This is a genomic window from Micromonospora sp. CA-248089 (assembly GCF_050948515.1).
GTDB lineage: Bacteria > Actinomycetota > Actinomycetes > Mycobacteriales > Micromonosporaceae > Micromonospora.
The window spans coordinates 5,390,249-5,406,252 of sequence record NZ_CP192016.1 but is presented as its reverse complement, the minus strand read 5'-3'; the positions used below and the strand labels follow the sequence as shown (position 1 = coordinate 5,406,252).

17 protein-coding genes are annotated in these 16,004 nt (G+C 72.4%); 7 read left to right on the top strand and 10 right to left on the bottom strand.

Annotated elements, in window-relative coordinates; translation table 11 throughout:
• The first annotated feature begins 130 nt into the window (after positions 1-130).
• Positions 131-1,696 carry a cellulose binding domain-containing protein gene (locus tag ACQP26_RS25290; protein WP_433494180.1) on the top strand — a complete coding sequence of 522 codons (1,566 nt, stop codon included), beginning with the start codon at positions 131-133 and terminating at the stop codon, positions 1,694-1,696.
• A gap of 13 nt (positions 1,697-1,709) precedes the next feature.
• Here ACQP26_RS25290 and ACQP26_RS25285 read toward each other — a convergent pair whose 3' ends face one another.
• Both ACQP26_RS25285 and ACQP26_RS25280 read right to left on the bottom strand, forming a co-directional pair.
• The gene (locus ACQP26_RS25285) at positions 1,710-2,372 is read right to left on the bottom strand and encodes a DedA family protein (RefSeq protein ID WP_269704294.1); all 663 of its coding nucleotides are present in this window, start codon (positions 2,370-2,372) and stop codon (positions 1,710-1,712) included.
• 70 nt (positions 2,373-2,442) lie between these two features.
• On the bottom strand, positions 2,443-3,036 hold the full coding sequence (locus ACQP26_RS25280; protein WP_269704296.1) for a DUF1349 domain-containing protein: 594 nt from the start codon (positions 3,034-3,036) through the stop codon (positions 2,443-2,445).
• A 53-nt stretch (positions 3,037-3,089) separates the two neighbouring features.
• Between ACQP26_RS25280 and ACQP26_RS25275 the strand changes: the two genes are divergently transcribed.
• Together ACQP26_RS25275 and fabG are read left to right on the top strand one after the other, a co-directional pair.
• The gene (locus ACQP26_RS25275) at positions 3,090-4,742 is read left to right on the top strand and encodes an alpha-amylase family protein (protein WP_269704298.1); all 1,653 of its coding nucleotides are present in this window, start codon (positions 3,090-3,092) and stop codon (positions 4,740-4,742) included.
• A 61-nt stretch (positions 4,743-4,803) separates the two neighbouring features.
• A complete protein-coding gene (gene fabG, locus ACQP26_RS25270) occupies positions 4,804-5,562 on the top strand; it encodes a 3-oxoacyl-ACP reductase FabG (RefSeq protein ID WP_013288301.1) in 759 nt (252 codons plus the stop codon).
• Between the two features lie 25 nt (positions 5,563-5,587).
• Here fabG and ACQP26_RS25265 read toward each other — a convergent pair whose 3' ends face one another.
• Positions 5,588-6,004, bottom strand: a complete 417-nt coding sequence (locus tag ACQP26_RS25265) for a hypothetical protein (protein ID WP_269704300.1) — start codon at positions 6,002-6,004, stop codon at positions 5,588-5,590.
• Positions 5,997-6,407, bottom strand: a complete 411-nt coding sequence (locus ACQP26_RS25260; RefSeq protein ID WP_433494179.1) for a hypothetical protein — start codon at positions 6,405-6,407, stop codon at positions 5,997-5,999. The genes ACQP26_RS25265 and ACQP26_RS25260 overlap by 8 nt, the downstream gene beginning before the upstream one ends.
• 131 nt (positions 6,408-6,538) lie before the next feature.
• Here ACQP26_RS25260 and ACQP26_RS25255 point away from each other — a divergent pair, with 131 nt between their 5' ends.
• Entirely contained in the window at positions 6,539-7,435 is an 897-nt protein-coding gene (locus tag ACQP26_RS25255; RefSeq protein ID WP_433494178.1) for a Gfo/Idh/MocA family protein, read from the top strand.
• A gap of 59 nt (positions 7,436-7,494) precedes the next feature.
• On the opposite strand, the gene ACQP26_RS25250 is transcribed toward ACQP26_RS25255, so the two are convergent.
• Positions 7,495-7,692, bottom strand: a complete 198-nt coding sequence (locus ACQP26_RS25250) for a DUF2795 domain-containing protein (protein WP_043328589.1) — start codon at positions 7,690-7,692, stop codon at positions 7,495-7,497.
• 118 nt (positions 7,693-7,810) lie between these two features.
• Between ACQP26_RS25250 and ACQP26_RS25245 the strand changes: the two genes are divergently transcribed.
• On the top strand, positions 7,811-9,067 hold the full coding sequence (locus ACQP26_RS25245) for an erythromycin esterase family protein (protein ID WP_433494177.1): 1,257 nt from the start codon (positions 7,811-7,813) through the stop codon (positions 9,065-9,067).
• Between the two features lie 35 nt (positions 9,068-9,102).
• On the opposite strand, the gene ACQP26_RS25240 is transcribed toward ACQP26_RS25245, so the two are convergent.
• The 3 genes from ACQP26_RS25240 to ACQP26_RS25230 form a co-directional block, all read right to left on the bottom strand.
• Positions 9,103-11,283, bottom strand: coding sequence for an MMPL family transporter (locus tag ACQP26_RS25240; RefSeq protein WP_269704306.1), 2,181 nt, complete (start codon positions 11,281-11,283; stop codon positions 9,103-9,105).
• Positions 11,284-11,311: 28 nt separating this feature from the next.
• Positions 11,312-11,857, bottom strand: coding sequence for a TetR/AcrR family transcriptional regulator (locus tag ACQP26_RS25235; protein ID WP_433494176.1), 546 nt, complete (start codon positions 11,855-11,857; stop codon positions 11,312-11,314).
• A gap of 91 nt (positions 11,858-11,948) precedes the next feature.
• Positions 11,949-12,539, bottom strand: a complete 591-nt coding sequence (locus tag ACQP26_RS25230) for a PadR family transcriptional regulator (protein ID WP_269704310.1) — start codon at positions 12,537-12,539, stop codon at positions 11,949-11,951.
• Between the two features lie 56 nt (positions 12,540-12,595).
• Between ACQP26_RS25230 and ACQP26_RS25225 the strand changes: the two genes are divergently transcribed.
• Positions 12,596-13,774, top strand: a complete 1,179-nt coding sequence (locus ACQP26_RS25225; RefSeq protein WP_433494175.1) for an FAD-dependent oxidoreductase — start codon at positions 12,596-12,598, stop codon at positions 13,772-13,774.
• Position 13,775: 1 nt separating this feature from the next.
• Here the strand turns inward: ACQP26_RS25225 and ACQP26_RS25220 are convergent, their stop codons facing one another.
• The gene (locus tag ACQP26_RS25220) at positions 13,776-14,177 is read right to left on the bottom strand and encodes a winged helix-turn-helix transcriptional regulator (RefSeq protein ID WP_281579868.1); all 402 of its coding nucleotides are present in this window, start codon (positions 14,175-14,177) and stop codon (positions 13,776-13,778) included.
• Positions 14,178-14,266: 89 nt separating this feature from the next.
• Between ACQP26_RS25220 and ligD the strand changes: the two genes are divergently transcribed.
• On the top strand, positions 14,267-15,226 hold the full coding sequence (gene ligD, locus ACQP26_RS25215; protein WP_433494174.1) for a non-homologous end-joining DNA ligase: 960 nt from the start codon (positions 14,267-14,269) through the stop codon (positions 15,224-15,226).
• A gap of 12 nt (positions 15,227-15,238) precedes the next feature.
• Here ligD and ACQP26_RS25210 read toward each other — a convergent pair whose 3' ends face one another.
• Positions 15,239-15,970 (bottom strand): DUF1275 family protein, encoded by a 732-nt coding sequence (locus tag ACQP26_RS25210; RefSeq protein ID WP_433494173.1) that lies wholly within the window; start codon positions 15,968-15,970, stop codon positions 15,239-15,241.
• Between the last annotated feature and the right edge of the window lie 34 nt (positions 15,971-16,004).

The window sequence follows — 16,004 nt, the reverse complement described above, 5'->3', positions numbered from 1 at the left end:
CGCGGCCCGGACCCCCGGTCCGGGTCGCGTCGATCCGGTGCTGGACAGAAACAGTTAACACTCCTAATAATAGGCGCACGTCGACGGTTGTGAATCCCTCTCCACCCCCGCCCGTCCCCTGGAGGACGCCGTGAGACTCCGCCCCCGCCTGGCGACGCTCGCCGCCGCGCTGACCACCGCCGTGGTCGCCGGTGCCCTGCTCGCCGCCCCGCCCGCCTCGGCCGCCACCGCGGCCTTCGTCCGCACCTCCAGCTGGAGCAGCGGGTACGAGGCCCGGTTCACCGTCACCAACGACAGCTCCGCCGCCATCTCCTCGTGGAACGTCCAGTTCGACCTGCCCGCCGGCAGCACGCTCGGCTCGTTCTGGGACGCCCGCCTCACCACCTCCGGCCAGCACGTCACCGCCGTCAACCAGTCCTGGAACGGCGCGCTCGCCCCCGGTGCCAGCACCAGCTTCGGTTTCGTCGTCAGCGGCACCGGCGACCCGGTGAACTGCACGGTCAACGGCGCCTCCTGCACCGGCGGCGGCAACCCCGGCAACCCGGGCGCGCCCGCCACCCCCGGCGGACTGCGGGTCACCGGCACCACCGCGTCCTCGGTGTCGCTCGCCTGGAACGCGGTCTCCGGCACCGTCACCGGCTACCGGGTGTACGAGGGCAGCACCGTCAAGGCCACCGTCACCGGCACCTCGGCCACCGTCTCCGGGCTGGCCGCGTGCAGCGGGCACAGCTACACGGTGACCGCGTACAACGGCAGCGGCGAGTCGGCGAAGTCGGCGGCGGTAGCGGCCACCACCAGCGGCTGCACCGGTGGCGGCGGCGGTGCCATGGCCGCCGCGCCGTACCTCTACCCGGGCTGGGGCGACCCGCCCGCGCCCGCCACGGTGATGGGCGCGACCGGGATCAAGTGGTTCACCATCGCGTTCGTGCTCTCCGGCGGCGGCTGCACCCCGGCCTGGGACGGCACCGGCCCGCTGACCGGCGGCACGCACGCGGCCACCATCGCGGCGATCAAGGCGGCCGGCGGCGACGTCATCCCGTCCTTCGGCGGGTGGAGCGGCAACAAGCTCGGCCCGAACTGCTCGACCGCCGCCGCCCTGGCCGGCGCGTACCAGCAGGTCATCAACGCGTACGGGCTGAAGGCGATCGACATCGACATCGAGAACAGCGACGAGTTCGAGAACGAGGTGGTGCAGGACCGCATCCTGGACGCCCTGAAGATCGTCAAGCAGAACAATCCGGGGATCAAGACCATCATCACGTTCGGCACGTCGACCACCGGGCCGTCGTACTACGGCACCCGGCTGATCAACCAGGCCGCGGCCAAGGGCACCGGGATCGACGTGTTCACCATCATGCCGTTCGACTTCGGCGGCGGCGCGAACATGTACCAGAACACGGTGAACGCGGCCGAGGGCCTGAAGACCGCGCTGCGCAACGCGTTCGGCTGGTCCGACGCCACCGCGTACGCGCACATGGGCCTGTCCGGCATGAACGGCCTCTCCGACCAGCAGGAGCTGACCTCGCCGGCCACCTGGACGCAGATCCGCGACTGGGCCAAGGCGCGCGGCCTGGCCCGGTTCACGTTCTGGTCGGTCAACCGGGACCGGCCCTGCCCGGGCGGGGGCGTGGTCGCCAACTGCTCCGGCATCGCGCAGAACACCTGGGAGTTCACCGGCATCACCGCCGGATTCTGAGCCCGCGCGGCGGTCAGCGCCCGGTGGTCACCGACTGCCGGGCGCGCCGCCGGCGCACCTTCTTCACCGCCCAGCTGACGATCATGAAACCGAAGACGGCGAAGATCGCGTAGTTGAACCACGAGCTGTACCTGTCGACGTCCTCCCACCGCGACCCGAGAGCGAACCCGGCGCCGACGATCAGGGCGTTCCACACGCCGCTGCCGAGCGTGGTGAGCAGGATGAACTCGCCCAGCGGCATCCGGTTGGCGCCGGCCGGGATCGAGACCAGGCTGCGCACCACAGGCACCACCCGGCCGATCAGCACCGCCCACCGGCCGTGCCGCTCGAACCAGCGGTCGGCCTTCTCCAGATCCTCCAGGTCGACCAGCGGAATGTGGTCCAGCCAGCGCTTGAGCCGGTCCTCGCCGAGCGCCGCGCCGAGCCAGTAGAGCACCAGCGCGCCGAGCAGCGAGCCGACTGTCGCGGCGACCACGATCAGCACCACGTTGAACCGGCCCTCGGCGGACAGGTAGCCGGCCATCGCCAGCACGATCTCGCTCGGGATCGGCGGGATGATGCTCTCCAGCGCCACCAGCAGCGCCACACCGACCGCGCCGAACGAGTCGATCACGCTCGCCACCCACCCGGTCAGCCCGGTGAACTGGTTCGGGTCGACGTCCTGGGCCAGGGCCATGGCGGTCCTTCCACGCGAGAGCCGGAGATCCGGAAGTGTTACCCGGACCGGCTGCCGCCACACCTGTGACTCAGCCCTCCGGGTGCAGCGCCGCGTCCGCCGGACCCCGCCGCCAGCCGGTGAAGCGGACCACCAGGCCGCCCCGGCTGGGCGAACAGCAGTACGGCCCGGCCGACGCCTGCGCCGCCGGATCGAGCGGGGCGACGCGGACCAGCCGCCACGGCTCGTCGTCACACCGGGCCCGTACCGTCAGCGCGTCGCCGGCCCGGCTCACCCGGACCGTGACCTCACGGCCCGACCACTGCGGCACCGGCGCGACCGACCAGTCGGAGAACTCGTCGGTGACCACTGCTCCGACCTGCGGGACGCCGTCGCTCACCTCGACCCCGGCCTTGGTCCACCGCCGCTCGTCCACCCGGACCAGCACGCCGGCCTGGTCGAACTGGGCCGCGTAGTCGAGCAGGAACGACACCTCCACGGCGCTGTCCACGCCGAACGGCGCGAGCAGCGCCGAGCCGTCGTCGTGCACGAAGCCGTAGCTGGTGCGCCGCCAGAAGTCGCTGCCGCCGCGCGGCTCGACCAGCAGGCCGCGACCGTCCGGCTCGGCCCGCTCCGGCGGGTTCAGCCAGGTGCCGGCGGACCAGTCGTACGCCTCCTCGCTCATCGGAGCACCGTACCGGGTTTGCCGCCGCGCGCGTTCGGAGAAGTAGTCCTCGCATGGGTGACAGGTGGTATCAGGAGGCGGTCGTCTACTGCCTCGACGTGGACACTTTCGCGGACTCCGACGGCGACGGGGTGGGTGACTTCCAGGGCGTGATCGGGCGCCTGGACTACCTGGCCCGGCTCGGGGTGACGTGCCTCTGGCTGAACCCCATCCATCCCTCGCCGAACGAGGACGACGGGTACGACGCGACCGACTTCTACAACGTCGACCCGCGACTGGGCACCCTCGGCGACTTCGCCGAACTGCTGCACCAGGCGAGCAACAGGGGCATCCGGGTGATCATCGACCTGGTGGTCAACCACACCTCCGACCAGCACCCGTGGTTCCAGTCCGCCCGCTCCTCGCCGGATTCGCCGTACCGGGACTGGTACGTCTGGGCCGACCACGAGCCGGCCGACCGCCACCAGGGCATGGTGTTCCCGGGCGAGCAGCACGAGACGTGGACGTACGACCGGACCGCCAAGGCGTGGTACTACCACCGCTTCTACAAGTTCCAGCCGGACCTGAACATCGAGAACCCCAAGGTCCGCGCGGAGATCAAGAAGATCACCTCGTTCTGGCTCCAGCTCGGCGTCTCCGGCTTCCGGATGGACGCCGTGCCGTTCATCATCGAGCGCACCGAGCCGGGCAACCCGAACTCACCCAAGGACTTCGACTTCCTCACCGACCTGCGCCAGCACGTGCAGTGGCGGCGCGGCGACGCGGTCCTGCTCGCCGAGGCGAACGTCGAGCCGGACGAGCTGCCCGTCTACTTCGGTGACGGCAGCGGCTCGGGCAACCGGATCCACATGCTGTTCGACTTCATGCTCAACGGCCGGCTGATGCTCGCCCTGGCCCGGGAGGACCCGGAGGTGATCATCGAGGCGTTGCGCGACACCCCGAAGCTGCCCACCGGCGGCCAGTGGGCCACGTTCCTGCGCAACCACGACGAGATCGACCTGTCACGGCTCACCGCCGACCAGCGCAACGACGTGCTGGCGAAGTTCGGCCCGGACGAGAACATGCAGCTCTACGGCCGGGGCATCCGCCGCCGGCTGGCGCCCATGCTCGGCAACGACCGCCGGCACATCGAGCTGGCGTACTCGCTGCAGTTCTCGCTGCGTGGCACCCCCGTGCTGCGCTACGGCGAGGAGATCGGCATGGGGGAGGACCTGTCGCTGGACGGGCGCGACGCGATCCGTACCCCGATGCAGTGGTCGTACGCCGACAACGCCGGCTTCTCCACCGCGGAGCCGGAGAAGCTGGTCCGCCCGGTGATCGACAAGGGCGAGTACGGCTACCAGAAGGTCAACGTCACCGCCCAGCGCAAGGACCCGCGCTCGCTGCTCGGCTGGTTCGAGCGGATGATCCGGACGCTGCGGGAGGCACCGGAGACCGGCTCGGGCAGCACCACGTACATCGATGTGCCGATGCCGTCGGGCGTGCTCGCGCACCGGGCCGACGGGCGTACCGGGACCATGGTCTTCCTGCACAATCTCGGCACCGAGGACGTGGAGGTGGACCTGAGCACGCTGGCGCCGGAGGCGGACCTGCCGATCGACGTGCTCAGCGACCGCAACTACGAGGACGTGGGCAAGCTCGACCGGCTCAAGCTCGGCGGGTACGGCTACCGGTGGATCCGGCTGTGCCGGGGACACGAGCGGTAGGGGGCGGCGTACCGGCGGGTTAAGCTCCTTCGATCGAGCCACAAGTTACCGGGAGGTAAGCATGTCGGAGGAGCCCCGCGTCGCCATCGTCACCGGAGCCGCACGCGGCATCGGGGCCGCGACCGCCCGCCGGCTGGCGGCCGACGGCATGGCCGTCGCCGTGGTCGACATCGACGAGTCCGCCACCAAGGAGACGGTGGACGCCATCGGCTCGGCCGGCGGCCGGGCACTGGGTGTCGGCGCCGACGTGTCCGACCGGGCCCAGGTCGAGGCCGCCGTGGAACGGATCGCCGCCGAACTGGGCGCACCGACAGTGCTCGTCAACAACGCGGGCGTGCTGCGTGACAACCTGCTGTTCAAGATGACCGAGGGCGACTGGGACACGGTCATGGGCGTGCACCTGCGCGGGGCGTTCCTGTTCAGCCAGGCCGCGCAGAAGCACATGGTCGAGGCGAAGTGGGGCCGGATCGTCAACCTGTCCAGCACGTCCGCGCTCGGCAACCGGGGCCAGGCCAACTACTCGGCCGCCAAGGCCGGCCTCCAGGGCTTCACCAAGACGCTGGCGATCGAGCTGGGCCCGTTCGGGGTGACAGTCAACGCGGTCGCGCCGGGCTTCATCGTCACCGACATGACCGCTGCCACCGCGGCCCGGATGAAGGTCGACTTCGACGACCTGCAGAAGCACGCCGCCGCCGAGATCCCGGTCCGCCGTCCCGGCCGCCCGGAGGACGTGGCGCACACCATCTCGTTCCTGGCCAGCGAGGGCGCGTCCTTCGTCTCCGGCCAGGTCATCTACGTCGCCGGCGGTCCGAAGGACTGACCGGCCCGACCCGGCGCGGGCTCGCTCAGGCGGGGTCGCGCCGGGTGCGCCACAGCCAGAACAGGCCGAGTACCGGCAGCACCAGCGGCACGTAGCCGTAGCCGCTGCCGAAGTCGGACCAGACCGTCTCGTCCGGGAACAACTCCTTGTCGGCGATGCTCAGCACGCCCACCCCGAGCACCCCGACCAGTTCGACTGTGCAGCAGGCCAGCGCGACCCGGCGGCCGGCGTGCCCGGCCCGGGCCAGCCCGACCGCCGCCACGATGTAGATCAGTGCCGCCACCGCGGAGAGCAGGTACGCCACCGGCGCCTCGTCGAACTTCGTGGCGATCTGCAAGCTCGCCCGCGAGGTCGCGGCGATGGCGAAGACGATGTAGACCGCGATCAGCAGCCGGCCCGGCCCGCGATTGGTGGCGCGCTGCTCGGTCGTGGACTCAGCCACCGAGGACCTCCCAGGTCTGCTGCAGCCGTACCGCCACGACCGGCGTGACCAGGCAGATCGCGCAGACGATGCCCGAGCCCCAGCGGGTCGGCTCCATCCGGGCCAGCACCCAGGCCAGCGGCGGCAGGCAGACGAGCGTCGCCAGGTAGCCGAAGAACGCGCCCGGCTCGCCCGGCCGATCCCCGCCGCCGAGCGCGACGAGGGCCGCCACGGTGAGCGCGAGCAGCGCCACCTCCAGCACGGCCAGGCCGACGAACTGGATCCGGTCCGGCGGCCGGTGGCGTATCGCCGCCACCAGGGCCCAGACGGCGACCGCCAGCGAGATCACGATCGCGACCGTGGCGAGCGGCCCGTCCACCGGAGAGGCGGCTGCCGCGCTGGTCGTCGACACGGTGTCGTTCACCGGCACAGCCTACTAATCCGTGTAGTAGCGGCTCGCCCGCCGGGTCGGGGCGCGCCGGACGGGTCCGGCGACTAGCGTGGATCACGGTCCCGGCGTACGCCGGTGGCGGACGTGGACGGCAGGGGGTCGGGGTGCGGTTCGGGTTGTTCGGCACTGGTTACTGGGCGGCGGAGACGCACGCCGCGGCCATCGAGGCACACCCGCGGGCCCGGCTCGCCGGTGTCTGGGGGCGGAACCCGGCGAAGGCGGAGGAACTGGCCACCCGGCACGGCGTACCGGCCTTCACCGACGTGGACGCGCTGATCGACGCCGCCGACGCGGTCGCCGTGGCGCTCCCGCCGGACGTGCAGGCCGACATCGCCGTCCGGGCCGCCACCGCCGGGCGGCACCTGCTGCTGGACAAGCCGCTGGCGCTCGACCTCGCCGACGCCGACCGGGTGGTCGACGCGGCGCAGGCGTCCGGGGTGGCCTCGGTGGTCTTCTTCACCCAGCGCTTCCACCCGAACGTGACCGGGTTCCTCGCCTCGACCGCGGCGGCCGGCGGCTGGCAGCACGCCCGCGCCACCATGTTCGCGTCGATCTTCCAGCCGGGTAACCCCTACGGCGACTCGACCTGGCGGCGGGAGCGCGGTGCGCTCTGGGACATCGGCCCGCACGCGTTGTCGCTGATCCTGCCGGTGCTCGGCCGGGTCACCCGGGTCGCCGCGATGGACGGCCCGAGCGGCCTGGTGCACCTGCTGCTCACCCACGACGGCGGCGCGACCAGTTCGCTGTCGCTCACCCTGGACGCGCCACCCGAGGCGGTCACCCGGGACGTCGTCTTCTTCGGCGAGAACGGCACCGAGACCGTCCCGCCCGGCGACGGCAGCGCGCTCCAGGCGTTCGGCGCCGCGCTCGACCAGTTGCTGGAGGAGGTCGACGCCGGCACCCGCGACCACCGCTGCGACGTGCGGTTCGGGCGCGAGGTGGTGGCCGTGCTGGACGCCGCGCAGACCGCCCGCGCCCAGGCCCGCACCGTCGAGCTGTAAGGAAGGGCCCCTTATTAACGCCTCCGGTAGAGGAAGGGGCCCTTCTTGACACCCGTCGGTCAGGCGCCGGCCAGGGTGACGATCGCCTCGCCCAGTTCGGTGGGGGACTGGAACTCCTCGGCCGGCAGGGATCGCAACGCCTGGAGCGCCTCGGTGCTCGCGCCGTTCTCCTGGCCCCAGCGGACCAGGTCCTCCCGGGAGACCGGGTAGTCCAGCCCGGCCAGGAACTCCTGCAACTGCGCGCCGGTGACGGTCATGCCGCCCGGCTACCCGCTGAGCCCGGCGGCATTCCCGCCGCCGGCTCCGGAGCCGGCGGCGGGAATGCCGCTCCCGGCCCCGGCGGTTTGCCCCGGCGGGCCCCGGGTAGCCGCGGACATGCTGGTACAGCGGCTCGGCGCGCCGAGCGACTTCGACCCCTTGCTGGACCGCGTACGGGACGCCCGGGTGGTGATGATCGGCGAGGCGACGCACGGCAGCTACGACTACTACCGGCTGCGGGAACAGCTGACCCGGCGGCTCATCGCCGAGCAGGGCTTCGACTTCGTGGCGGTGGAGGGGGACTGGCCGGACTGCGACCGGGTGCACCGATCGGTGGTGGGAGCGCCCGGCGGTCTGGCCGATCCGCTCGTCGCGCTGGAACGGTTCGAACGCTGGCCGACCTGGATGTGGGCGAACGCCGAGGTGGCCCGCTTCTGCCGCTGGCTGCGGGCGTGGAACCTGGAACGCCCCGAGGGGGAGCGGGCCGGCTTCCATGGCCTGGACGTGTATTCCCTCTGGGAGTCGATGCAGGCCATCTTCGACTACCTCGGTGAGGAGGACCCGGCCTCGCTGGAGGCGGCCCAGGAGGCGTACCGCTGCTTCGAGCCGTACGGCAAACGGGTCGAGGAGTACGGGATGGCCAGCCGGTTCGTCTCCGCACGGTGCGAGGAGGAGGTGGTACGGCTGCTGGCGCGTACCCGGGAACAGGCCGCCGCGGACGGCCCGGACCGCTTCTCGGCCTGGCAGAACGCGGAGGTGGTGGCCGGCGCGGAGCGGTACTACCGGTCCATGGTCGGCGGCGGCCCCGAGTCGTGGAACGTGCGGGACGTCCACATGGCGGACACGCTCGACCGGCTGCTGGACCGGTACGGGCCGGGCTCGCGGGGGATCGTGTGGGCGCACAACACGCACGTCGGCGACGCCCGGGCCACCGACATGGCGGCGGACGGCATGGTCAACATCGGGCAGCTCGGCCGGGAACGGCACGGCCGGGACGCGGTGGCACTGATCGGTTTCGGCAGCTGGCACGGCAGCGTGGTCGCCGCGCCGCGCTGGGGCTCACCGGCCGAGACGATGGTGGTGCCGCCGGCCCGGGAGGGTTCGGTGGAGCATCGGCTGCACGAGCTGATGCCGGACCGGGCGGTGCTCGTGTTCGGCGGCGACGACCAGCCGGAATGGGTGACCGGCGAGGCGGACCACCGGGCGATCGGGGTGGTGTACGACCCGAGCTTCGAGTCCTGGGGCAACTACGTGCCGACCCGGCTGGGTGAGCGCTACGACGCGTTCATCTGGTGCGACGAGACGACGGCGCTGCACCCGCTGCCGGCGCGCGTGACGCCGGGCGAGATGGAGACGTACCCGGCGGGGGTGTGACCGGGTGGGGCCCCGCGGGGCCCCACCCGTGCGGCTCACACGTTCGCGTGCTGCTTCTCGGCGAGATGGGCCCGCAGGCCCTCGCCCTCGACGTCCACGTTGGGCAGGATCTTGTTCAGCCAGCGCGGCAGCCACCAGGCGGCGTTGTTCAGCAACGACATCACCGCCGGCACGATCGTCATCCGGACCACGAACGCGTCGATGGCGACACCGATCGCGAGCGCGAAGCCCATCGACTTGATGATCGGGTCCTCCAGGAAGACGAAGCCGCCGAACACCGAGATCATGATGAGCGCGGCGGCGGTGACCACCCGGGCGCCGTGCCCCATGCCGTTGATGGTGGCCTGCTGGGCCGTGTCGCCGTGCACGAAGTCCTCGCGCATCCGGGAGACCAGGAAGACCTCGTAGTCCATGGCCAGGCCGAACAGGATGCCGATGAGCAGGATCGGCAGGAAGCTGACCAGCGGGGCCGGGGTGTCCAGGCCGACCAGGTCGGCCAGGTGGCCCTGCTGGAACACCGCCACGGTGATGCCGAACGTGGCCGCCACGGTGAGCAGGAAGCCCAGCGCCGCCTTGACCGGCACCAGGATCGACCGGAACACCAGCATCAGCAGCAGGATCGACAGGCCCACCACCAGCAGCAGGTAGACCGGCAGCGCGTCGGAGAGCTTCTCCGACACGTCGATGCCGACCGCGGTGACGCCGGTGAGCAGCACGTCGGCGTTCTGGATGCCGGAGACCTGCTTACGGATGTCGTGCACCACCGTCTCGGTGGCCTCGTCGGTCGGGCCGGACTTCGGGATCACCCCGATCAGCGCGGTACGCCCCGACGGGTCGACCTGCGGCGGGGCCACCGCCAGCACCCCGTCGGTCTTCTGGACCAGCGCGGTCACCTGCGGGATGGCGGCCTGGGTGTCCTGCGGCGAGTCGGCGGTCACCACGACCGCGAGCCGGCCGGTGAAGCCGGGGCCGAAGCCCTCGCGGATCAGGTCGCTGCTGACCCGGGCCGGGGTGCCCTCGGCGGCGGCGGACGCGTCCGGCAGCGCCAGGCGCATGTCCTGCGCCGGGATCGCGAGCAGGCCGAGGCCGAGCAGGCCGACCAGGATCACCGGGATACGGAACCGGGTCACCCACCGCGCCCAGCGGAAGCCGAAGCCGGAGCGGTCCTCCGAGCCGGTGGCCGGGTCCTCGACCGCCTTGCGGTCACGCAGCTTGCGCGGCAGCACCTTGTGGCCGGCGAAGCCGAGCAGCGCCGGGGCCAGCGTGATCGCCACCAGCACGGCCACGGTGACGGTGCCGGCGGCGGCCAGGCCCATCACGGTGAGGAACGGGATGCCCACGACGGCCAGGCCGGCGAGCGCCACCACGACGGTCGCGCCGGCGAAGACCACAGCGGAACCGGCGGTGCCGACCGCGCGGCCGACCGCCTCCTCCGGGGAGAGTCCGTCGAGGAGGTTCTGCCGGTGCCGGGAGGTGATGAACAGCGAGTAGTCGATGCCGACCGCGAGGCCGAGCATCAGCGCCAGGATCGGCGCGGTGCTGGTCAGTTCGACCGCGCCGCTGAGCGCGAACAGACCGGCCATGCCGACGCCGACACCGATCAGCGCGTTCAGCATGGTCATTCCGGCCGCCACGAGCGAGCCGAACGTGATCACCAGGACGATCGCCGCGACCAGCACGCCGATCGCCTCGGTCGAGCCGACCTCCGGCTCACCGTTGAGCACCTCGCCGCCGGGCGCGATCTGCCAGCCCTGCGTCTCGGCCTGGGCGCCGACCTTCTCGTACGCCTCGCGCTGCTCGTCGGTGACCTCGTCCGCGCCGCCGGCGAACTGCACCTGGATCAGCGCGTACCGGCCGTCCGGGGTGAGGGCCTGCGCCTGGTACGGGTCGACCGCGCCGACCACGCCCGGGAGCGTGGCCGCCTCCTCCGTGACCTGCTTGACCACGGCCTGTCCGGCGGGCGTGGTCAGCGCGCCGTCCTGTGGCGCCTTGATCGCGATGGTGCCGGTGGCGCCGCTGGCCGCCGGGAAGCGGTCGGCGAGCAGGTCGATCGCCTTCTGCGACTCGGTGCCCGGCATGGTGAAGTTGCTCGCCGTCGGGCCTCGCAGCGTGGCCGCGGCCAGGCCGAGGCCGACGAGTACGACGAGCCAGACGACGGCGACGAGTCGCCGCCGGCGCAGGGATGCCCGGCCGAGCCGGTACAGCAGGGTCGCCATGGACCTTCCTTGTCCTCGCAGAAACGGATCAGGTGGTGACTTCGAGCGCGCGGTACGCCACGGCGAGCAGCGCGGGTCGCAGCTGGTCGTCGGGGATGTCCAGGAACTCGCCGCAGGTCTCGGCGATCCCGGCGAGCACGACGAGCGCCGCGACGCGTGCCTCCGGGCGATCGGAGAAGCCGGCGAACGCGGCGACCAGTTGTTCGGAGATCTGCTGGATGTGGGCGAACGCGGGCTGCTGGAGCAGGTCGGGGAACTCTCCCCGCAGCAGCGCGATCTCCCGGCGGAAGCGGACCGCCAGGTCGACGAAGCCGTCCGCGGCGACGCGCTGGGCCTCGGCGCCGGTGTGTGCGGCGATCCGGACGTCCAGTTCCTCCAGCATGGTGATGGCCGGTGCCATCAGCTCGCAGAGCAGGGCTTCCTTGCTGGCGAAGTGGTAGAGCACCGTCGCCTTGGAGCAGCCGACGTCGCGGGCGATGTCCTGCAGTGAGGTGCCCTTGTATCCGGTGACGGCGAACCGGCGAGCGGCAGCGGCCAGCAGCTCGTCGTGGGTGGCGGGGGTGGGTCGCGCCATGTCATCCAGCATGCCTGACCGATCGGTCAGGTGCTGACCGATCGGTCAGATCCGCCGCGTGGCGTTCGCCACAACGGCACGTTCCCGCAGGTCAGGCCGGTGTCCCGGTCCAGTCGGCGAGCCATTCACCGGACCAGGTGAGCGCGCCGGAGCGCAGGTCGGCGACGAGCGCGCGTACCCAGTCCAGTTCGGCGCGGAGCAGCGTCAGTTGGTATTCGTCCTCGACCAGGAAGAGCCGGGGGAGTTGTACCCCGGCCAGCGCCGCCTCACGCTCACGCAACCGTGCCTCGATGGCGCCGGCCCGCTGGTCGAGCCGCCGGGCCGCCTCCTCGGGCGGCAGGATCGGCAGGAACGACAGCGCGGCGGGGAACTCCGGGAACTCCCGGGCGGGGGTGGCGAGCGCGTCGGCGAGCCACCCGTCGAGCGTGCTCCGGCCGGCCGGTGTGAGCGCGTACACGATGCGCTCCGGCCGCCCCTCCTCGCGTCGGGTCTCGGCCACCCGGATCAGCTCGTCGCGGCGCAGCCGCTCGATGGTCTGGTAGATGCTGTTGCGCTGCGCGACGTTCACCACGTCGTGCTTCTCCCGCTCCCGGATGAGCTGCTGCATCCGGTACGCGTGCATCGGCTCCTCGACCAGGAGGGCCAGCACCATCATCGCCAGCGGCGAGCGACGAACCGTCATGGCCCCACCCTAGGTGCCCCCTGTCGCGCCATAGTCATTTTATGTATAGTCATGGCATGACTAAAGCTGTCGTCGTCGGTGCCGGACTGGCCGGCCCGGTCGCCGCCATGGCGCTGCGGCGCGCCGGCATCGACGCTGCGGTGTACGAGGCGTACCCGCGGGACGCGGTCGGAGTGGGCGCCTTCCTCACGCTCTCGGCAAACGGGCTCGACGCGCTGCGCGCGATCGACCTCGACGACCTGGTGGCCGGGCTCGGACACCCGACACCCCGGATGCTCATGCACAACCACAGGGGACGCCGGCTCGCCGAGTTCGGCGCCCCGGGCAGCCGTACCGTCGGCCGGTCTGACCTCTACCGCGCGCTGCGCGACGAGGCGCTGCGCCGGGGCGTCGAGTTCGTCCACGGCGCGCGCCTGACCGGCGCCGACTCGACCGGCGGCGGTGTGACCGCCCGGTTCGCCGACGGCCGCACCGCCCACGGCGACCTGCTCGTCGGCGCCGACGGGCTGCGCTCCCGGGTCCGCGCGCTGATCGACCCGGCCGCCCCCGCGCCCCGCTACGTGCCGCTGCTGAACGCCGGCGGCTTCGCCCACGGGCTGCGCCTGCCCGACGAGCGCGGCGTGATGCAGATGATGTTCGGCCGGCGCTGCTTCTTCTGCTGGATCGTGGTGGGGGAGGACGAGGTCTGGTGGTTCGCCAACCCGCCGCAGCCGGACGAGCCGAGCCGGGAACACCTCGCCGCGATCGGCCCGGACGAGGCCCGGTCCCGGCTGCGCGCGTTGCTCGCCGGCGATCCGGGACCGGCGACGACGATCCTCGACCACACCGCGCGGATCGAGTACGGCTGGCCCACGTACGACCTGCCCTCGGTGCCGGTCTGGCACCGCGACCGCATGATCGTGATCGGCGACGCGGCGCACACCGCCGCCCCCTCCTCCGGGCAGGGCGCGGCGATGGCCTTCGAGGACGCCGTCCAGCTCGCCCGCTGCCTGCGCGACCTGCCGGACGTGCCGGCCGCGTTCCGGGCCTACGAGCGGCTGCGCCGCGACCGGGTGGAGCGGGTGGTCGCGCAGGGGCGGCGGACCAGCACCACGAAGGTCGCCGGCCCGGTCGGGCGGTTGGTCCGGGACCTGGGCATGCCGCTCGCCGCCCGCTACCTGGCGCGTAACGGCGGCGCCGCCCAGGCCTGGCTGTTCGACCACCACATCGACTGGGCGCAGCGGGTGGAGGGCTGAGTCAGACCGGCGGGTGGCCGTGCCTGCGGTCGTACGCGGCCCGGGCCGCGCTGATCGCCTCCCGGTGCCGTTCGGCCCAACTGGTCAGCGCCACCAGCGAGTCGTACAGCTCCCGGGCCATCGGGGTGGCCGTGTACTCGACCTTCGGCGGCACGCAGGGGTGGACGTGCCGGTTCAGCAGCCCGTCCCGCTCCAGGTTGCGCAGCGTCAGTGTGAGCATCCGGCGGCTGATCCCCTCCACCCGGCGCTCCAGCTCGGTGAAGCGGACCGGGCCGGCCGAGGCGGCGATCAGGATGCCGATGGCCCACTTACCGCCCACCCGGTCCAGCGCCTCCCGCACGGTGCAGGCGTTCGCCTGCTCCGCCGGGCCGGACCCGCACCGGTTCGCCTCCTGCTCGCCCACGCCTCGATCGTCGCAGGTGCCGGCCACCGGAGCGCGCCGGGCACCGTGTCGGGGTTGCCGAGCCGGGCCCGGCCCGGGAAGGTGGTCCGATGGGTGCCGCCGACGAGACCCGGGCCGGAGTGTCGCTGACCAACCTCGACCAGCCGCTGTTCGACGGCGCCGGGGCGACGAAACGCGACCTGGTCGACTACCTCGACGCGATGGCTGACCGGATCCTGCCGGAACTGCGGGACCGGCCGCTGTCGGTGCTGCGGGTGCGGCCCGGCCAGGACCCGTTCATGCAGAAGAACCTGCCGAAGTACACGCCCGACTGGATACGCCGCACCGAGGTGTGGGCGGAGGCGTCGCACCGGCGGATCTCGTACGCCCTCTGCGACGACCGCCGCACGCTGCTCTGGTTCGCCAACCAGCGTGCCGTGGAGTACCACCCGACGCTCGCCCCCGCCGGGCAGGCCGAGCACCCGACCCACCTGGTGCTCGATCTCGATCCCCCGGAGGGGGACGCGTTCGGCGCCGTGGTGCGGGTCGCGCTGCTGGTGCGGCAGGCGCTCGCCGACGCCGGGCTGGCCGGCGCGGTGAAGACGAGCGGCGCCAAGGGGCTGCACGTGATCGTGCCCGTGGACCCGGCCACCACCGCCGAGGAGGCCGCCGCCGCGACCCGGGCGCTCGCCGTCCGTACCGAACGGCTCGACCCGGCGGCCGCGACCACCGCGTTCATCGTCGCCGACCGCGGCGGCCGCGTCTTCGTCGACTCCACCCGGGCGTACGGGGCGACCGTGGTGGCCGCCTACAGCCCTCGGATCCGGCCCGGCGCCCCGGTGTCGTACCCGGTGGGCTGGACCGACCTGGAGAGCGCGAGCCCGGCCGACTTCACCGTGCGGACCGTGCCCGCGCTGCTGGGCGACCGGGATCCCTGGGCGGAGGCGCTGCCCGCGCCGCAGCGCCTGCCGGCGGACCTGGTCGAGCAGGGGCGGACCATCCCGGTGGCCCGGGTGCAGGCGATGCACGAGGGAAAGCGCCGCGCCAAGGCCCGCCGCGAAGCCGGCTGAGGTCGGTCCCCGTCAGCGCCGCCGGGTCACCACCGCCGGCGGGTGCTTGCCCCAGGTGGACGCGACGAGCACCACGGCCAGGGCCCAGGTGACGATCATCGTCCAGATCGGGCGGGTCTCGGTGGCCGCGCCCACGAACCCGCCGATCGCGTAGCTGACCAGGCAGAGCAGGCCGGTCGCGGCGAGCCGCCCGGCCGCGGCCCGGCCCTCCGGCTCGAACACCCAGTCGGCGATGCCCTTCGTCGTCCGCAGCACGGTTCCGGTCTGGTACGACGTGGCGGTCTGCACGCCGAACGTGCGGACGATCAACCCGCCGAGGATGCCGACCGGGAACGCCAGCAGCGCGCTCAGGATCGTGCGCTCGGTCATCGAGTCGCGCCCCGAGTCGAGCGACCGGTCCACCAGCCCCCAGAGCACGAGCAGCGCCAGCATGGCGAGCAGTTCCATGCCCGGCGGGGTGAGCGGACCGGCCGGACGGAGGCGGCGGATACCGGCGCCGAGCAGACCGCCGAGACCGAACGCGCCAAGCGACGCCACCGCGGCCGGCCAGGGCGGAAAGTGATCGGCGGCCCCCATTCCGACGAACGCCACGTTGCCGGTCTGAATACCCACGAACACCTTGTACCTGAGGAACGAGAAAGCGTCGACAACGCCGGCGAGGCCGGTGGCGAGCGCAAGTGCCAGAAGCGGTACGTGGAAGTCGTATTCCCCTACCCGCCAGCGATCCTCAGCGTCGTTGGGCATCGCCCTCCCTACCCCCGGCTGCGCCCGTGAAACC

Coding starts and splice junctions, on each gene's coding strand:
- ACQP26_RS25285 (WP_269704294.1), bottom strand. CDS start 2,372: ATGGCCCTGGCCCAGGACGTCGACCCGAACCAGTTCACCGGGCTGACC.
- ACQP26_RS25280 (WP_269704296.1), bottom strand. CDS start 3,036: ATGAGCGAGGAGGCGTACGACTGGTCCGCCGGCACCTGGCTGAACCCG.
- ACQP26_RS25275 (WP_269704298.1), top strand. CDS start 3,090: ATGGGTGACAGGTGGTATCAGGAGGCGGTCGTCTACTGCCTCGACGTG.
- fabG (WP_013288301.1), top strand. CDS start 4,804: ATGTCGGAGGAGCCCCGCGTCGCCATCGTCACCGGAGCCGCACGCGGC.
- ACQP26_RS25250 (WP_043328589.1), bottom strand. CDS start 7,692: ATGACCGTCACCGGCGCGCAGTTGCAGGAGTTCCTGGCCGGGCTGGAC.
- ACQP26_RS25245 (WP_433494177.1), top strand. CDS start 7,811: ATGCTGGTACAGCGGCTCGGCGCGCCGAGCGACTTCGACCCCTTGCTG.
- ACQP26_RS25240 (WP_269704306.1), bottom strand. CDS start 11,283: ATGGCGACCCTGCTGTACCGGCTCGGCCGGGCATCCCTGCGCCGGCGG.
- ACQP26_RS25235 (WP_433494176.1), bottom strand. CDS start 11,857: ATGGCGCGACCCACCCCCGCCACCCACGACGAGCTGCTGGCCGCTGCC.
- ACQP26_RS25230 (WP_269704310.1), bottom strand. CDS start 12,539: ATGACGGTTCGTCGCTCGCCGCTGGCGATGATGGTGCTGGCCCTCCTG.
- ACQP26_RS25225 (WP_433494175.1), top strand. CDS start 12,596: ATGACTAAAGCTGTCGTCGTCGGTGCCGGACTGGCCGGCCCGGTCGCC.
- ligD (WP_433494174.1), top strand. CDS start 14,267: ATGGGTGCCGCCGACGAGACCCGGGCCGGAGTGTCGCTGACCAACCTC.
- ACQP26_RS25210 (WP_433494173.1), bottom strand. CDS start 15,970: ATGCCCAACGACGCTGAGGATCGCTGGCGGGTAGGGGAATACGACTTC.